This is a genomic window from Microbacterium shimangi, assembly GCF_043556445.1.
Classification (GTDB): Bacteria; Actinomycetota; Actinomycetes; order Actinomycetales; family Microbacteriaceae; genus Microbacterium.
In genome coordinates this window covers 900,268-917,000 of the sequence record NZ_JBIGII010000004.1, presented here as the reverse complement: position 1 = coordinate 917,000, position 16,733 = coordinate 900,268, and the positions used below count along the sequence as shown (strand labels likewise).

The 16,733-nt window shown below is 69.2% G+C and carries 17 protein-coding genes; 7 read left to right on the top strand and 10 right to left on the bottom strand.

Annotated features, from left to right (window positions below; genetic code table 11):
• Positions 1–40: 40 nt before the first annotated feature.
• Positions 41–331, top strand: a complete 291-nt coding sequence (locus tag ACFXQA_RS11360; protein WP_394519941.1) for a hypothetical protein — start codon at positions 41–43, stop codon at positions 329–331.
• Between the two features lie 144 nt (positions 332–475).
• Here ACFXQA_RS11360 and ACFXQA_RS11355 read toward each other — a convergent pair whose 3' ends face one another.
• Entirely contained in the window at positions 476–1,378 is a 903-nt protein-coding gene (locus ACFXQA_RS11355) for a hypothetical protein (RefSeq protein ID WP_394519940.1), read from the bottom strand.
• Positions 1,379–1,475: 97 nt separating this feature from the next.
• On the opposite strand from ACFXQA_RS11355, the gene ACFXQA_RS11350 reads away from it, so the two are divergent.
• Positions 1,476–1,637 carry a hypothetical protein gene (locus tag ACFXQA_RS11350; RefSeq protein ID WP_394519939.1) on the top strand — a complete coding sequence of 54 codons (162 nt, stop codon included), beginning with the start codon at positions 1,476–1,478 and terminating at the stop codon, positions 1,635–1,637.
• A gap of 401 nt (positions 1,638–2,038) precedes the next feature.
• On the opposite strand, the gene ACFXQA_RS11345 is transcribed toward ACFXQA_RS11350, so the two are convergent.
• Complete coding sequence (locus ACFXQA_RS11345; protein WP_394519938.1) at positions 2,039–2,185, bottom strand: DNA-binding protein; 147 nt, start codon at positions 2,183–2,185, stop codon at positions 2,039–2,041.
• Between the two features lie 86 nt (positions 2,186–2,271).
• Here ACFXQA_RS11345 and ACFXQA_RS11340 point away from each other — a divergent pair, with 86 nt between their 5' ends.
• The gene (locus tag ACFXQA_RS11340) at positions 2,272–3,480 is read left to right on the top strand and encodes an MFS transporter (protein WP_394519937.1); all 1,209 of its coding nucleotides are present in this window, start codon (positions 2,272–2,274) and stop codon (positions 3,478–3,480) included.
• A 10-nt stretch (positions 3,481–3,490) separates the two neighbouring features.
• On the opposite strand, the gene ACFXQA_RS11335 is transcribed toward ACFXQA_RS11340, so the two are convergent.
• The 4 genes from ACFXQA_RS11335 to ACFXQA_RS11320 all read right to left on the bottom strand — a co-directional run bounded on the left by ACFXQA_RS11335 (position 3,491) and on the right by ACFXQA_RS11320 (position 6,243).
• Positions 3,491–4,549, bottom strand: a complete 1,059-nt coding sequence (locus ACFXQA_RS11335; RefSeq protein ID WP_394519936.1) for a hypothetical protein — start codon at positions 4,547–4,549, stop codon at positions 3,491–3,493.
• A gap of 2 nt (positions 4,550–4,551) precedes the next feature.
• The gene (locus ACFXQA_RS11330; RefSeq protein ID WP_394519935.1) at positions 4,552–4,923 is read right to left on the bottom strand and encodes a hypothetical protein; all 372 of its coding nucleotides are present in this window, start codon (positions 4,921–4,923) and stop codon (positions 4,552–4,554) included.
• Positions 4,924–5,103: 180 nt separating this feature from the next.
• Entirely contained in the window at positions 5,104–5,709 is a 606-nt protein-coding gene (locus tag ACFXQA_RS11325) for a hypothetical protein (protein WP_394519934.1), read from the bottom strand.
• A gap of 114 nt (positions 5,710–5,823) precedes the next feature.
• Positions 5,824–6,243, bottom strand: coding sequence for a hypothetical protein (locus ACFXQA_RS11320; RefSeq protein WP_394519933.1), 420 nt, complete (start codon positions 6,241–6,243; stop codon positions 5,824–5,826).
• A 219-nt stretch (positions 6,244–6,462) separates the two neighbouring features.
• Here ACFXQA_RS11320 and ACFXQA_RS11315 point away from each other — a divergent pair, with 219 nt between their 5' ends.
• Positions 6,463–7,932 (top strand): HNH endonuclease signature motif containing protein, encoded by a 1,470-nt coding sequence (locus tag ACFXQA_RS11315; protein WP_394519932.1) that lies wholly within the window; start codon positions 6,463–6,465, stop codon positions 7,930–7,932.
• 111 nt (positions 7,933–8,043) lie between these two features.
• The gene (locus tag ACFXQA_RS11310; RefSeq protein ID WP_394519931.1) at positions 8,044–10,953 is read left to right on the top strand and encodes a DEAD/DEAH box helicase family protein; all 2,910 of its coding nucleotides are present in this window, start codon (positions 8,044–8,046) and stop codon (positions 10,951–10,953) included.
• Here ACFXQA_RS11310 and ACFXQA_RS11305 read toward each other — a convergent pair.
• A complete protein-coding gene (locus ACFXQA_RS11305; RefSeq protein ID WP_394519930.1) occupies positions 10,931–11,515 on the bottom strand; it encodes a TetR/AcrR family transcriptional regulator in 585 nt (194 codons plus the stop codon). The genes ACFXQA_RS11310 and ACFXQA_RS11305 overlap by 23 nt on opposite strands.
• A gap of 22 nt (positions 11,516–11,537) precedes the next feature.
• On the opposite strand from ACFXQA_RS11305, the gene ACFXQA_RS11300 reads away from it, so the two are divergent.
• On the top strand, positions 11,538–12,683 hold the full coding sequence (locus ACFXQA_RS11300) for an MFS transporter (RefSeq protein ID WP_394519929.1): 1,146 nt from the start codon (positions 11,538–11,540) through the stop codon (positions 12,681–12,683).
• Positions 12,684–12,764: 81 nt separating this feature from the next.
• Positions 12,765–14,126: an HNH endonuclease signature motif containing protein gene (locus tag ACFXQA_RS11295; protein WP_394519928.1), complete on the top strand. Its 1,362-nt coding sequence runs from the start codon at positions 12,765–12,767 to the stop codon at positions 14,124–14,126.
• A 103-nt stretch (positions 14,127–14,229) separates the two neighbouring features.
• On the opposite strand, the gene ACFXQA_RS11290 is transcribed toward ACFXQA_RS11295, so the two are convergent.
• From ACFXQA_RS11290 to ACFXQA_RS11280, 3 genes are read right to left on the bottom strand one after another with little or no spacing between them, the layout of a single operon-like run.
• The gene (locus tag ACFXQA_RS11290; RefSeq protein WP_394519927.1) at positions 14,230–14,853 is read right to left on the bottom strand and encodes a response regulator; all 624 of its coding nucleotides are present in this window, start codon (positions 14,851–14,853) and stop codon (positions 14,230–14,232) included.
• Positions 14,850–16,241 (bottom strand): sensor histidine kinase, encoded by a 1,392-nt coding sequence (locus ACFXQA_RS11285; protein WP_394519926.1) that lies wholly within the window; start codon positions 16,239–16,241, stop codon positions 14,850–14,852. Before ACFXQA_RS11285 ends, ACFXQA_RS11290 begins: the two co-directional genes overlap by 4 nt.
• On the bottom strand, positions 16,242–16,718 hold the full coding sequence (locus ACFXQA_RS11280) for a hypothetical protein (protein WP_394519925.1): 477 nt from the start codon (positions 16,716–16,718) through the stop codon (positions 16,242–16,244).
• Positions 16,719–16,733 lie beyond the last annotated feature (15 nt).

Here is a 16,733-nt window from a genome sequence, read left to right as displayed (position 1 = left end):
GGAAACAGCAATGCACGCAGGCGCTTTTCCGTGAGGACCGGTGGCCACGGACTGGTTCAGCGCGACGATTGCCATCGCCACGACGACCGTCTCGGCAGCAATCGCTGTTCTTCTCGCCTGGAACGATCACTTTCATCATCGTGACCTGTGGATTCAGCGGTCCGAGGTGCTCGGCGAGATCAACGTCGTGCGACGCCGGTTTGCGATGCGATCGTCGCTCCCGTGGTACCTGCGGCGGCCAGCTGACGCTGAAGCGGTTGCGGCGCTTCAGGAGCTAAAGGACGCGCTCACGCAGGATCTCCAAAGTTGGAAGCGAATACAAGGCCGCTGACCCGCTTGGCCGGCCAACCGGCAAGGCAACCATGGCGATGGCGCTCTCAGAGGCGGCGCCCCGGGCACGCGGTTCAAGGGGTGCACGGAGAGTGAGTTCATTGTTGCTTGGAGAGGCGACGTCTGCCGTGTCAGCAAACGTCAGTCACTCGATGAGAGTCGAATTCCATCGGGTTACTGGGGGACGCACTGGATACGTTGCTCGGAGAGCGGTGCGCGTCGCCCGAGCGCGTTGATACCAAGTCGGTGGTCGGCCCGAGCCCCGGGACGTTTGCCATCCGATCGCGGCTCCTGTGAGTGCTCCAGCTACCGTCGCAACCGGGAGTGACGCGATTCCAGCGAGAGCAACGACGCTTGCGCTCAGTCCGACAACCTTCGGGTCCCAAAGCGATGCGACTTTGGTGGGAGGCAGGCCCTTTCCGGCCAACCGTTTGGTGAACTCTGTCTGATTTTCCCGCCTAACGACGTCGTCAGATACTTCGTTGCACAACTTGTCCCCAGCAGCGTCCAGAGCAGAGCCGAGCCATCGCTGAAAGTTTCCTTCACTTGCGTTAGCTCCCCATACCGACGCATAAACCGACCGGACCTGTGCGGCGGGGAAGTACTTCGGCAGGAAGTCAAGTGCCGCGGTGGTTCGCGCTAGCTGTTCTTGCCAGTAGGCGATCATGGCGGCCTGTACTGGATCGGCGCGACGATAGCCACTGTGCGTCGGATCGTTTGCCACCCACGGCGTCAACGCTTGCCAGTCCTCGGTGGTCTCGCTTAGCTCGACCGCGGCGATTGGCAACACCATGCAGACGAGCAGGTTGGGTACTCCCGAGTCATAAATCACTCCCGCATTCTCCAAAGCCGTCAACTTCACTTCTGAGTGCACAGCCTCGCCGACGATCCGTAGGGCAGTACCCACCACGTCAGCCGAGTCCGACAGAATCGTCGACAGCCAGCGCCCGCCCGGCCGAAGCGTCGAAACACACAAGGGCGGCAGCGAGCCCTGAATGTCGGACGGCCGCAGCGCGACAGGAACGACGGTGAGGGAAATTTTCGTCACGGACGTCATGCTACTGAGTAGTTGTAGTCCGCGCTTACTTCCCTTACTCTTCTTATCGAAGAGATAATAATCCGCAGCTATGAAATTGGAGTATCTAATGAACGAGACACCGTCCGACCTCGGTGCGAACTTCAACTGGATCATCCCGATCAGCTTCGCCGCGTTGGCGTTCTCCGCAGGAGTCTTGATCCAGCACCCCTCTGGGCGCGAGTTGATTTCGCGCCTACCCAAGCTCGCAGATGCGCTGCTTGCGGCGTGAGCGAGAATCCTGACGGCGGCCTCTTGGCCCAGTCGCAGATTCGACAGGGAGCGGTCACGCAGGCGGACATGCTCGCGCCGACGTGATGCGACCAGGCGCGTTCGAATCTCCCGGGCAAGCGGCCCGAGGGCTGGAGCCTTGCGAGGCTGCCGTCAAGGCAATGTCGCTGTCCGGCACTCCGGACGAACTCGGCAATCGCGCCCCGCTTGTTCGCGAAGTGACCGGCGGCGATGAAATCCCCGCGGAGCATTTGCACGACGACATTGCTCGGGCGAGCCGCCCACGCATGGATCCACTGAGGTTGGCCCCCCCCGGCAACATTCGGTCCCGAGGCCGCTAACTGACCTTCTGCCGGTCGGGCGCACCGAGCGGCGGGCCTAGCAGAACCTGTGCGTGAGCGGTCAGGCTTCGACGCCGAAGGAGCGCAACAACGGGACGCGGGGGATCATTCGACGCGGGCCGAGCTGGACCGTGGGGATGGTCCCGCTCTCGATGCCGAGCTTGACCGCGCGGTAGTCGACGCCGACGAGCTTCGCAGCATCCTTCATCGTCAGCGCCTGGCACGGCCTGTGTTGAAGGCCTGCGCGAGTACCGCTGTCGGAGCGCCGAGGCAGGTGCGCCCAGACTGGCCTGTATGACAAGCTCGTCGTACCCGGTGATCTTCGTGCTCCGCACCCGGCACACCGGGTATCTGCTGTTCACCTCCCTTCTCGGGCGACTCCCGGGCGCGATGGCGGCTCTCGCGATTGTGCAGCTCGTTCGTTCCACGAGCGGGGACTTCGCTTTCGCCGGGCTGATCACGGCCGTCTACGTCGTCGCGGGCGCTGTCGGCCAACCGCTGCTCAGCCGGATCATCGACCGCTTCGGGCAGGTCGCCGTTCTTACCGTGAGCGGCATCCTGAGCTTTCTCGCGTTCACCGGGATGGCGTTGACGCTCGATCCGGCGCCGGGTGCGGCGGTTGCCCTTGCGGCAGCCGCCGGAATCTTCACGCCGCCGCTCGAGCCCTCGCTCCGCGCGCTGTGGCCGCGGCTGGTGAGCCCCGGCCCCCAGCTGAAAGCGGCCTTCAGCTTGGATGCCGGCGCCCAGGAGATCATCTTCATCCTCGGCCCGCTGCTGACCGTCGCCGGTATCGCCGTCTTCGGTCCGATCGGCAATCTGCTGTTCGCCGGAGCGCTCGGCCTGATCGGTGCGCTGGCCTTCATCGTCAACCCGGCTCCACGCGCTGCCTCGGCGAAGCGGGGCAGCGACGTCGCCGCGCGCCGCAGCATCCGATCGCCCATTCTCATCCCCGCCGTCGCGCGGCTCGCCGTGTTCACCTTCGGCATCGGCGTTCCCGTCGGAGCGCTCACGATCGTTGCGACCGCCTCCGAGGCGGCGCGAGCCGACGCCGGACTCGCCGGGTGGATCCTCGCCGTCAACGCCGTCGGCGCCCTGATCGGCGCGACGGTCGTCGGTATGCGGCCGCTCGGGTCCACGCCGGAGCGCCTGCTCACCCTGTGCGGCACCCTTCTCGCCGTCGGGTATCTGCCGCTCGCCGTGACAGCGCTTCCGACCTGGGCCTACGTCGTCGCCGCCGGAATCTCGGGGCTGATGCTCCCTCCGACACTGGGTCAGGCCTTCGAACGCATCTCGCAGCTCAGCCCCGACGGCGCTCTCACCGAGGCGAACGGCTGGGTCGTCAGCGCCATGACTCTCGGAGTCGGCGCCGGCACGCTCGTGGCGGGCGTGATCGTCGGCGCATCGGGCACGTCGGCGGTGATGTGGATCGTTCTCGGCGCATCGGCGGTGACAGCGTTGCTGTCGCTGGCGGCTCTGCCGAGTCGGTCGGTCGTTGCGTCGTAGGGGTTATAGCTCAGCCGGTGTAGCTCGCGTAGAAAGAGTCGCGAGCGGCCGCGCGGAACTCCTCGTCGTCCATGAACCGGATCGCCGAGATCGCCTGCTCGATCTCGTCGGGCGATGGCGGAACCCCGTTCGTGCCGCTGGGCAAGACGGTCACCAGCTTGCCGTCGAAGACGCGTGCCGCGGCCGTCCCGTCGATGCGTGACCAGCCGCGCTCGTCGCGGACACAGAAGTAGGCGTAGTCGTCGAGGGTCTCTTCCATGTTGAAGCCCTTGCCCGGGTCGGGCAGCATGAGCCAGCACGGCGACGCCTCATTCGTCTCATGCGTGCCGGTGGCGTTGACCCAGATCTCCAGCGAACCACCTGACGGGGCGCTCACCGAAGTGATCGTGTACTCGGGTCCGGCATTGACCTCCCAGACGGTGAGGCCGGGAAGATCGGGGACGGCCGGATGCTGCGACTCGGCGAGATACGTCTCGAACGCGGCGTCTTTCTCGGCCATGCGTTGGTCTTCCGCAGCATCCGCCTGCTGCTGAACCCCCGCGGCCAGCTGCGCCTCCCACGCCTCCTGAATGGCGGGAACGAAGAGAAACGTCAGGGCGCCTGCCGCCGCGACGCCGCCGATCACGCGGATCCACCACGGGCGGAGGAAGAGTCCCAGCGAGGCCGCCGAGATGGCGGCAATGGCGACGATCGGGTTCGCGAGGAGAGGAAGCCAGGTCCACTCGATCGGCGGGGCATTCAGGCGCAGGGCAGCCGTGACCGTCAGCACCGCGGCAAGGGCCACGACCGAGAGGGTTCCGAGCGCGCGGCCGCGCCCGAAGATCGTCCTCACCGCGGCCACCGTGGCGAGGCTCACGAGAAAGAGGATGACGGGAATGAAGACGAGCCCCACGAGGCCGCTGAAGATCGCCATGACGAAGGCCAGGAACGACAGCTGGATGCCGATGCCGATGCACGCGGCGACAACCGCGATGGTGACGAGGGAGCGGACTCCGTCGGCTCGGCGCCACCACGTCGAGCGAGGTACGGGGCGTCGATCGGCGGCGACCGGCACCGGAGGTGCCGTCACGGTCAGCCGCCCATCTCGGGAAGCGCACCGACGCCGACGAGCGAGCCCGCCTCGTCGCACGCTGCTGTCAGAGCTCCTATCGCGGCCTGAGCTTCGGGGGTGCTCAGGCTCGCAGCATCCCTCACCGCTTGTTGAGCCTCGCGGATGGCGGGAGCGACCTGCGTCTGCCCGACCAGCATGTAGTTCCAGGCGTCGGCGAGGGCCGCTTGCCGCGACTCGAAGGCGGCAGCGTCGATGACGCCGTTTTCGTACTCCCACTGCGAGCGGAACGCGATGCCGTTCAGGGCACTGATCCCACCGCACTCGAACCCCACGTCGGGGGAGCGCATCATCATGTCGTCGGGAACGGTCGCTGAGGTCGACGGCGCGGGCATCTCGACGGTCGTAGGGGTTCCGCCAGTTGCGCACCCGGTTAGCGCGAGCGCAACGACTGTTGCCCCGAAGGCGGTGATGCGTCGTGCCACGATTCCCCCCGAAATGCGACGTGTGGCGCCATGCTACCCGGGGCGTTAGGGGTCGACGGGTGATCGGACACGCCCGGGGTCGTGTCGCCCTTAGGCCCGCAGCCGCACCCCCGACGACTCCAACTCGATCGCCGCCAGCCGGCGCATGACGGTGTCGTCGCTGCGGCGCCAGGCGCCCATCGCGTCGGCGTCCACCTTCGCGATGGTCGTGAGCTTCTGGTTGGTGAGGGCCCGGAGGGCGAGCAGGTCGATGCCGGCTCCGGCGCGCACCAGTGCTTTCGCGCGGCCGGCGCGGCGGGCGAAGCGGATGCGGGGGACGAGCCAGAGCGCCAGGATCATCAGCACGGGCAGGACGGCAACGGATACCCCGACCGTCACCGCCAGTTGCTCGACGAGGTCTTGCTGGCCCTGACCGGCGTCTTCGAGCACGCTGCCCGCGCCGCTCGCGCCGTCGAAGGGGGAGCGGATACCCGACCCGATGAGCGGCACGCCGCCCAGGGCGTCGCCCGCCTCGGTCATCGCTTCGCGGAATCCTGCTCCCGCGTCTTCCATCTGCTGGCCGTAGCTCGCGAGCTCCGAGAGGAGTCCGTGGATCGTCGCGCCGAGCCAGATCCATCCCGCGATGAAAATGAGCGAGATGACGTCTGCCATGATCTGGCGCGTTCGGTGCAGGTGGAAGTCCGAATACAGTTTCACGGGTTCACTGTGGCATGTGGGGGCGTGTTCGACTGGCGCGAGGCGCGGGGTTGCGTCGCAGCATCCGTCGCCTCCGGCCGAGGTTGCAGAGACCCTTCAGCCCGGGGAACCTGCCTACGACCGGTCGCCCTCGACGCGCGGAGGCGTGAAGAACAGCATCCTGACGAGCAATGTCGCTCCGGCGAGCACCATCGCGCCGCCTACCGTGCCCTCGATCGGAGTCGGCATACGCTCACCGGCGTTGACGTACGCCGAGAGAACGACCACGCCAACGCTGAGCAGCACACCCGACGCCGCCATGATGAGGTCGCTCGCGAGTGTGTTGCGCGGGGCAAAGCTCGTGCGCGCCGGTGAGCGCAGGCCCGTGGTGAGAAACGGCAGCCAGACCGCCACGGCCGGAAGAATCAAGAGCCGGTCGTAGTGGGCGCTGATAGCCCACGCCGCGACGAGCGACAGGATGAGTCCCGAGACGTAGATCGCCGTCGACCGCAGCGACGAACGGAAATCTCGTCCGCGCTGGCGACTGCTGTTCATGGGCGCACCATACCGAGTCGAGAGATCCTCGGAATGAACGAGTCGCGACGGGCGCGGGGGTCCGTCCTCCGGGTTGGCCTGGATGGAGGGTCGGTCATCTCACCAGGTCGGACCGGCAGGACCAAAGGTACGTGCGCCGGGCTAAGCCTCAGCGTTCGTCCGTCTCGCGGCGGGGAGCCCGTCCGGGGCAATGTCGGAGGTCCTTAGTATCTTTGTTCTATGACGCAGATCGCCACTTCGACCACCGAGCGGCTCACCGTCGCCTCGGCGCGGGTGGCTGCGGCGATCGGCGGAGCCGACGTGGGCGCGGTCGACGAAGAGGTGCTGCTTCGTGCCATGGGTGATATCGCGGAGGTGCGCAACGCGGCTGATTTGGTGCTCGCGACCTTGGCGGCCGAGGCCGCACGTCGGTCGCAACGCGAGCGGGGCTACGACGGGCTCGCCCAGCGCAAGGGGCACCGCAACGTCGGCTCGCTCGTGCAGAACATCACCGGCCAGTCGAAGGCCGACGTCACCCGCGCGATGCAGACGGGTGAGGAGCTGGCGGCGATGAACGACGATTCTTCTTCGGTTCAGGATGCTGCTGTGCCCACGTGGGAACGGATGCTGGGCGACGCCCTCGCTGAGGGGGCTCTGGCTTCGCCGCAGTACCGCGCTATTCGCACCGGTCTGGGCGCTCCGCCGGTGGAGCGCCACCCCGAGCTCGATCCCGAGTTCCTGCCGCAGGCGTGGGCGAAAGCGGTCGAGATGCTGCTCGACGAAGCCCGCACCGTGCCGGTAGAGGAGTTGCGTGCCGCCGCGCGGATCGCCCGCGATCGGCTCGACCCCGTCGGCGTGACGCTGCGTTTCGAAGAGCGCTTCGCGGCGCGGTCGTTTCGCGCGTGGATAGATGAGGCCGGCCAGCATCACGCGCGCATCGCCTTCGACGACGACGCCGCGGCGTGGGTGCACGCGATCATGAATGCGGCGTTGCGTCCGCGGCGGGGTCCGCGTTTCGTGGGCGAGGGTGCGAAAGAGAAGACGGCGGATGCTGCGGCCGACGAACGCTCGAACGAACAGCTGCAGTACGACACCCTGATGGCGGTACTGCGCTCCGGTGCGGCGGTCGACCCCGGGCAGGCCTTCGGTGACCGCCAGCCGGGTGTGCGCATCGTGGTCGAGGCGCCGGCCATCTCGCGTGCCGACGAGCGTGGTGAGATTCGGGTGGACGGTGTCGGCCATGTCGAAGACGGTGGGCAGGCGCTTCCGGGTGGGGTGATCGAGAAGTATCTGTGCGACGCGGGATCGGTTGCTGTCTCGCTCGATGAACACGGTCGCCCGCTCAATGTCGGACGCGAGCAGCGGTTCTTCTCCGCGAAACAGCGAACGGCCATCGCGGTACGGGAGGGCGGATGCATCGGGCCTTCGTGCACGGCGCCACCATCGTGGTGCGAGTACCACCACATCGATCATTGGTGGGAGCATCACGGCAAGACCGATGTGGATGACGGGGTTCCTCTCTGCCGCAACTGTCACCTGCGCTGCCACAACCTCGGGTGGCGGATCGTGCGCGAGCGCGATGCCGTCACGGGCGACGATTCGTACTGGTTGCACCGACCGCCCGACCCCGTGACGGGGGAGGTGCGGGAGCCGGAACGCCTGCGTTCGAAGCCGCCGCGCCGGTTCGCGCTGCTACGGAGTGACGGGTAAGGGGGTGACGGTGAGCGGGCCGCCCGGTGCGGGAGGCGGGCGCACGGGATAGAGGCGCGGCGCAGTCGCCGGTGGAATTCGACACACGCCGTGGGCTTCTAGGCTGAACGAATGCCCTCTGCGCCGCTGAACCCCCTCGCGCCGTGGCATTTCACCGGCACCCTCCGCCGCTACCAGGCCGACGTACTCGAACGGGTCGACGTCGACGGCGACGATCCGCTCCACATCGTTGCACCGCCCGGCTCCGGCAAGACCCTCCTCGGGCTCCTCCTCGCGCAGCGGCGCGCGCACCGCACCGTCGTCCTGACCCCGACGACCACGATCCGGGCGCAGTGGGTGCGGCAAGCAGCATCCCTGGCCCCCGATCCGAGCGCGGTCTCGGAAGATCCCGAGCACCCCGGCGATCTCACCGCGCTGACCTACCAGGCGCTCAGCGTGCTCGACTCCGCCAACCCGTTCGCGGGCCTGGCGCGGCAGCGGTGGCTGACCGAACTCGAGCACGACGGACGAGCCCCCGAAGCCGCGCAGCAGTGGCTCGACGACCTCGAGGCGAGCAACCCGCAGCCCTACAAGCGCGGCATCGCGAGTCGTTCGCGCACCGTCCGCCGCCAGCTGACGAAGGAAGACCCCGAACGACTGGCCCAGGCGCTGCACCCGAACGCGCTCGCGCTCATCGACCGGCTCGTCGCGCACGGGGTCGAGACCATCCTGCTCGACGAGTGCCACCACCTGCTCGACCACTGGGCGCTCGTCGTCGCGACACTCGCCGCGCGCATCCGGGCCGCGGGGCGCGAGCCCCTGCTCGTCGGACTCACGGCCACCCTGCCGAGCCCCGACGACGCCGACGAATACGACAACTACACCTCCCTCCTCGGCGACGTCGACTACGAGGTCCCGGTGCCCGCGGTCGTGCGCGAAGGCAACCTCGCGCCCTACCGTGACCTCGTGCGGTTCGCCGAGCCGACCCGCGAAGAGCTCGCGTTCCTCGCCGCGCACGCCGAGGGGCTCGCGGTGCTGCTGCGCACCACGTTCGCGCACGAGACCGGGCTGGCGTTCCTCATCCATAAGCTTCAACCTGAGCTTGAGGCGCGTAGCGAACTCGAACCGCCGCCCGAAGGAACCGAGCACGACCAACAGCTCGCGAAGGCGTTCGCCGACGACTTCGCCGGATCCGAAGCGGCCGCCGCAATGCTGGCAACGGCGGCGCCGCAGCATCCGCTCGTCTCACTCCTTCCCGACGTCGCTCGTCGGCCCCCGACCACCGACGAGTCGCTGCGCCTGCTCGCGCGGTTCGCGCTCGACCGGCTGCTGCCGAATCCTGACGAAGAGGCGCGGTGGGAGCGCATCCGCCGCACGCTCGCCGACTTCGGCTATGCGCTCACCGACCGGGGCGTGCGCCGCACCCGCGACCCCGTCGACACGATGCTTGCCTCGTCGCTCGCGAAGGACTACGCCGCCTGCGACATCCTGCGCATCGAGCGTGAGGCACTCGGCGACGATCGTCTGCGCGCGCTCGTCGTGACCGACTTCGCCGAACACGGCAACAAGAGCGGCGGACTCGTCGGCACCGCCGGAGCACTCCGCACCTTCGGCGTCATCGCGGCCGACACCGCGATGAACGGCCTGCGACCGATCCTCGTCACGGGCAGCCACACGCGCATCGCCGCGCGCGACGCCGACGTGCTCGTACCGGCGCTCGAGGAGCTGCTGGGCGTGCCGGTCGCGGCCGCGCCGCTGCTCGAAGACGCGCAGGTCGCCGAGGTGCACGCGCCGGGGGTGGGGGCAGCGCACCTGGTGCGCGCCGCATCCGTTCTGCTGACCCGCGGCACCCTGCAGGTCGTCGTCGGCACGCGCGGACTTTTCGGCGAAGGCTGGGACTGCCCCGCCGTCAACACGCTCATCGACTTGACGGCGGTCGCGACGGCCTCGGCGACCCAGCAGCTGCGCGGACGCACCCTGCGCCTCGACCCGGCCTGGGCCGAGAAGGTCGCCCACAACTGGACGGTCACCGCGCTGCTGCCCCCGGCGTTCCCGCTCGAGGCGCAGCCCGACGCGTCACGCCTGCGGCGCAAGCACGCGCGGCTGTGGGGGCTCGACACCGACGAGCCGTCGCGGATCGTGCGAGGGCTGTCGATCGCGGTACCGACACCGGCGCAGGCGGCGCTGCGCGCGGTGGTGGGGAAGGATGCTGCCGCCTCCGTCGACGCGCTCAACGACATGCTCGTCCTGCCGACGCGGTCGCAGACTCGGGCCGACTGGCGTATCGGCGAGCCGTACGTCGACCGCGAGGGCGTGAGCGCGCTGGTGGCGCGGCGCGCGGAGAGTCCGGTGTTCCGCACGAGCCGTCGCGCGTCGGGTGTGCTCGCCGGTGCGCTCGGGGGAGCGGTGTCGCTGGCCGTCGCGGGCAGCGGACTCGCGTGGATGGCGGGACCGCAGGTCGGCTGGGGCGTCGATGTGCTGATCCTGGCGGCGCTGGTGTGGTTCGGCCTTCCCGTCTGGACGACCTGGCGGCAGGCGCGCGCGCAGTCCACACGCAGCGACGAGACCTACGGGCGCATCGCCACGGCGGTGTGGAACGGCCTGCGGCAGGCGGGCCGCGTCGCCGATCGTCCCGCACAGCCGGTCGTGAGGGAGGGCGCGCCCCGCGAGGGCGTCGCGCCGGTGAGCATCGAGATTCCGGATGCTGCGCCCGCCGACCAACGCACCTTCGCCGACGCACTGGCCGAGCTGTTCGGCCCCGTGCGCACCCCCCGCTTTCTGCTGCAGACGGGCCGCGGCGGGCGCTCGTGGATCGTGCGGTTCGTGCTGCGAGCCGGCAGCCGCGAGCAGTACCTTCCGGTGCCGTCTGCGATCGGCCGACGACGCGAAGACGCCGAAGCGTTCGCCGCAGCCTGGCAGCGCGAGGTAGGGCCGTGCGTGCTGCACGCGATGGATCGCCCCGGTCAGCTCGCGCTGATGGCGCAGGCGCGGCGCGGCGGCGAAGACCTGCCGGCGCCGGTCACGCGCGAGGAGTGGCGGTAGCCCCTCCGGCGTCGACCAGTGCCTCGGCGATCCCGCGCGCGGTCGCGGTCGTGTGCGCGGGGGAGCGCAGGCGCATGGCGAGGTCGCCCGTGATCACGAGCACGAGCTGATCGGCCAGCTCGGCGCTGCGCGTGGCGTCGACGGTTGTCGCGAGCTCAGCGAGGCGGTCGCGCATCGTGTCGGTGTCGCGGTGGATCGCTGACGCGACCTCGGGCGGAGCGTCGGCGTACTCGGCGGCGGACCCGAGAAAGGCGCACCACCGCGACCCGATCGCGCCGGCACGAAAGTCGTCGAGCGCGTCGAACACGGCGAGCAGCCGCGCCCGGGGGGAGTGGTGCGCGGCGAGGGCAGCATCCCACGTCTCCATCCACACGCGATGGCGGCGTTCGAGAGCCGCAGCCACGAGGGCGTCTTTGCTCGGATACCCGCGATACAGCGTCGCGGCCGAGACGCCGGCGCGTTCGATCACCGCGTCGATCGGCGTCGCGGCGATGCCCCGGCGGAAGAACAGCTCGTCGGCCGCGTCGAGCAGCTTCGTCTCGGTGCGCGCGCGAAGGGCCATGACAACACTCTAGACTCGCAAAGTGAAACGATCGTTTTTGTTACGGACCGCGTCGCCCGTGCCCCTCGTGGCGGCGGGTGCGGGACTCATCGCGGCCGCGTACGGACTCGTGCGCATGGCGTTCGGACTCTTCCTCCCCGACGTGCAGGCCGACCTCGGGCTCGACGTCGCGGCCGCTGGGGCCGTCTCCGCCGGCGCCTCGGTCGTGTACTGCGCGGGAGCCCTGCTCGGCTTTCTCACCGCGACCCGCCACGCGCGGCGCCTGATCGTCGTGGCGGGTCTGACAGCATCCATCGGCGCTCTCGGTATGGCCCTCGCGCCCACCTCGTTCGTCTTCGCCGTGTTCGCGATCGCGAGTTCGGCCGGGGCGGGCCTTGCTTCGCCGGCGCTCGTGGCGGTATTGCAGCGCAATCCGTCGACGGCGCGGAACCCGCGTCACCAGGCGATCGTCAACGCCGGCACCGGGCCCGGGGTGATCCTGGCCGGGGCGCTCGCGCTGCTGCTCGCTCCCGATTGGCGGCTCGCGTGGGCCCTCGCCGCCGTGGTCACGGTCGTCGCCGCGGTGGGCGTTCTCGTGTCGGATCGAAGCGAAGCGGATGCTGTCGCGCCACCGCCGGCGTTGCCCCCGCTGTCGTGGTTCGCCGCTCACCGGGCCGTGCTGGCGGCGGCGTTCCTGCTCGGGGTCGGGTCGGCGGCGGTGTGGACGTACGGCCGCACGTTCCTGATCGAGTCGGGAACGTCGGGGGGAGTCTCGATGGCCGCGTGGATCGCGCTCGGGGTCGGCGGAACGGCGGTGATCGTGACGGCGCGCTGGCACCTCCGCCCCCGAGCCGCGTGGGTGGTCACGGCCGCCGCCGTCGCCGCGAGCACGGCCGGGGTGCTCGCGGGCGGTGGGTGGGCGCTCGTCGCGTTCGCGGTCTTCGGGTGGGGGTACACGGCCGGCAGCGGAGTGCTCATCGCCTGGACCGCGCAGATCGACGCGGCTCGCGCTCCGGCGGGCACGGCGCTGCTGTTCGTGACGCTGATCCTCGGCCAGGCGGTCGGTGCGGCGGGGGTCGGGGCGGCGATCCCGGTGGTGGGCTACGCCGCCGCGTTCGCCGGGGCCGCGTTGGTTTCGGCGGTGGCCGTGACGCCGGCGCTGGGGCGGGTGGTGCGGGGCGGTCGCTGAGCTCGTGAAGCGTCCGAGGCCGGGCTTGCCGTGAGGGCGCCCCCGAGATCGAGTGTTGGAGGTTCGTTCTAGTCTTTGATCATGAGCGAACACGGCGAACACTCCGCGGGCAAGGCCCCGGAATCGGGTGTGCCGGGCGGGTTCGATTCCCTGTCCGATGACGACCGTGAGTGGTTCGATGCGGATGCGGAGCGTGCGACGGGCGAGCGCGACGCGTTGGACGATGTTCTGGACGTGTCGACGTTGATGTCGACCTTCGCCGCGCAGCGATTCCAGCGGGTCGAGGCTCTGCGTCGTGAGGCAATGGCCGAGGCGGATCGATTCCGCGGAGCGACGACCGAGCTCATCTGGCGGTCACTTCGGCTCGAGCTGGCGGCCGCGCTTCAGGTCACCGAGAACGCGGCGGAGCGGATGCTGGTCACCGCCGATGGTCTCGTGAACCGGTACCCCACGATGCTCGAGTCGTTGTCGCACGCCAGGACGACGGAACGTCACGGTGACGTGTTCGTAGAACTTGTCGACACGGTCGAGCCCGAACTGCGTGCTCAGGTGATTCCGCTCGCGGTTGGTCTCGCCGAGAGTCATCCGTTGGGCACTTTTCGCCGACAGCTCCGCGCGCTCGTCGAGACGGTGCGTGCGGCGACTCTGAGTGAGCGGCACCGCGAGGCGCTGCGGGAGCGGCGCATGGTGGTGCAACCCGCCGAGGACGGGATGGGGTGGCTCCTGGTCCACGCGTCGCTGGTGAAGATTCAGGCGATCGCCCATCGTGCCACGGCGATAGCGAAGGTTCTGGCCGAACAGGAGGGCGAAGAACGCTCTCTCGACGAGCTCCGCTCCGACACGGTGATCGATTTGCTCGTCGACGGCGAGGTCGATATGCACCCGGGTGCGGCTCGGGGCATCCGCGCGACGGTTGCCGCCACCGTGCCGGTCCTGTCGCTCCTCGACGATGCGCACGCCCCGACCGAGCCGGCGGTGGTGGAGGGAGTCGGTCCTATCCCGATTGAACAGGCCCGCGAGCTGTGCGGCGGGGCAGACGGATGGATGCGGGTGCTGACCCACCCAGAGACCGGGGTGGTCTTGTCGGTCGGTCGCGACCTGTACCGCACCCCCGAACCGTTGCGACGGCTGGTGAAGTGGCGGGCGGAGCGATGTTCCGGCCCTGGATGCGGCATACCCGCCGCCAGATGCCAGATCGATCATCAGGTTGCCTGGGAAGACGGTGGCAGAACGGAACTCACCAACCTCACCCCGCTCTGCGTCGGACACCACACCGTGAAACACCACGGCGGGTGGCGAGTGACGCAACTCGAAGGGAGTGGTGGCGCGATCGAATGGCTCTCACCCGGCGGGAGACGGTTCGTCGTGCAACCCGAACGGAAGGTGCCGATGTTCCGGCCTGTGCTCGACGATGCGGGGTCCCGCGGGGCCGCACCGTTCTGACGTCCCGAGCTTGCCGGACCCTTCGGCAGGCTCAGGGACCGGCTCCGCTCGACCCCGCCGGGCCCTTCGACAGGCTCAGGGATCGACTCCGCATGAGCCCGCGTCAACCGACCTCGGGCGCGAGGTTGTCCCGAGCCCACAGCGCGGCACTGGTGCGATCGACGACACCGATCTCTCGGAAAACACTACCCAGGTGGGCTTTCACGGTGCGTTCCGAGATGCCGAGCGACGCGGCGATCTGCTTGTTCGCGAGACCCTCCGCGACGAGCCGCAGCACCTCCTCCTCGCGCGCACTGAGCCCCGAGGAGTTCGCGGGTGTGACGGCGAGCAGCACCCCGGCCACCCGCGGATCGAGCGGCGCGTGTCCCGCCGCCACCGAGCGCACGGCCGCGCGAAGGTCTGCCGGCTCCGCGTCTTTGAGCTGGTACCCCGTCGCACCGGCTTCGATCGCCCGTCGCACACGATCGCGATCCGAGAACGACGTCAGCACCAACACGCGCACCCCGGGCGTGACCGCACGGACCGCGCGCGTCGCGGCGATCCCGTCCATCACGGGCATCGACAGATCCATGACGACCACATCGATCGCGTGCTCACCGACGGCCGTGACGGCATCCGCCCCGTTCGCCGCCGTCGCGACGACCTCGATGTCTCGCTCGGAGGTCAGCACCGAGGCGAGACCCTCGCGCACCATGGCGTGATCATCGACGACGAGCACTCGGATCATCGGGAGTCTTCCTTTTCGTCCTCGAAGAGCGGCACGCGCAGCCGCCAGAGCGTCCCGGCCCCGGGAGCCGTGGTGAGCGAGAGTTCAGCACCGGCGTGCGTGGCGAGATCCACGAGCACCCGGGTACCGAAATGTCCGTCCGCCGGCTCGCGCAGCACGAGCGCCGGATCGAAACCGGGGCCATCGTCGGCGATCAGCATCACCAGCCACGCGTCTTCGACATGCACGCCGATCCGCACGACGCACGGGGCGGCGTGCGTGACGGCGTTGCGGAGAGCTTCCTGGGCAATGCGATACAGCAGGTGCTGACGCTCGTCGCCGAGGGCATCCAGCGCCGTGCGCACGTCGAGCTCGACGGTCACGCCGCGCGTCTGCGCCGTCGCGGTCAGATCCGTCAGGGCGTGCGACAAGCCGGCACTGCTCAGGCTGGCCGGATAGATGTCGACGAGCAGCGACCGCAGTACTCGGATGTTGCCTCGCACCGCCCCGGCGACCTCCCGCAGCTGCGCGGCGGCATCATCGTCGCCACGACGCCCTGCCGCGTCGGCCGCGCTCTCGGCCGCGAAGCTCGTCGCCACGAGTTCTTGTACCGGGCCGTCGTGCAACGTTCCGGCGATGCGGCGGCGTTCAGTGTCCGACGCATCCACCGCTTGCTGCAACAACTCCGACCGTCGCACCTCCGCGCGGCGGAGGCGGGTCAAGAGCCCCCAGACGATGGGCGCGATCAGCACGACGAGCAGCAGCAGACTGCTCGTCGTCACGCCGGCGAAGCCTCGCCACAACTCAGCCGAACGCGCGGCGACAGGCTCGTAGGGCAGATACACCTCGAACAGCAGCTGCCGCCCGTCCGGCGCCCAGACCGGCCGGTACACCTCGAGCAGCCGCTCGCCGCTCTCGAATTCGTTCTCCGCCTCCGACAGATCCGACACCGCGGCCCGCGTACTCGGGGTCGCGAGCGCTTGGCGCTGAGCCTCGTCGAGCTCGAACGAACGGCCGATGAGCTCGGGTTCGTCGGCATACAGCACACGACCCTGCGGGTTCCAGATCTTCACCCGCACCACGCTGTCGCCGAGCACCTGGTCGCGGATGATCCGGTCGAACGCGCTGACGGACTCGGGGTCGCCGTCGGCGAGACCGATCGTCAGGGCAGGACGAATCACCGCGTCAGCGAGCACGTCGGTCACATTCGCTGCATCGTTGACGGCCTCCCGTTCGGCGAGCCATTGCGCGCCGAAAGACGCGAGCACCCCGATTGCAATCAGCACGGCCACGAGGCCGGCCACGAGGCGCAGCAGAACAGCGCGGGTGGAGAGCGCGCGCACGGGCGCTTCGGAACGACGAGCCTCGACGAGAACGATGGGGAAAGCGGATGCGGCGTCAGAGACCACTCAGTCATCCCCGCCGTGACCGCCGTCGTCGTCACTGCCGCCGCGCCCATGCCCAGAGCTTCCTTCGCCGCCGCCACGGTCGGAGTCGTCGTACCCCGACGAATCATGGTCGTCTCCCGCTTCGGTGCGCTGATCGCGTGGAACATCGCCGGCGTCGTCGGCAGGGGGAGCGGGTGGCACCGACGGAGCGGCGGGCGGGGGAGGAGCGACCGGCCGAGCGTCACGGTCATCGCCCGGTTCCGCGGGCTGATCGCCCGGAACTGGAGCGACGTCGGCGCCCGGTTCGACGGGCGACGAAGGCGTCGGCGGGAGCGTCGGCGTCGGTGGGACGCCCGGAGTCGGCGCGGCGACCTGACCCGCAGAGGGAACCCGAACGGGTACGGACCCCGAGAACGACGCGTTACCCCAGAGTCCGATGACCGCGGGCACCGCAGCGAGAGCGATCGCCGCGGCGCCGACGAGGATTCGATTCTTCATGGCATCCGTCCTTCG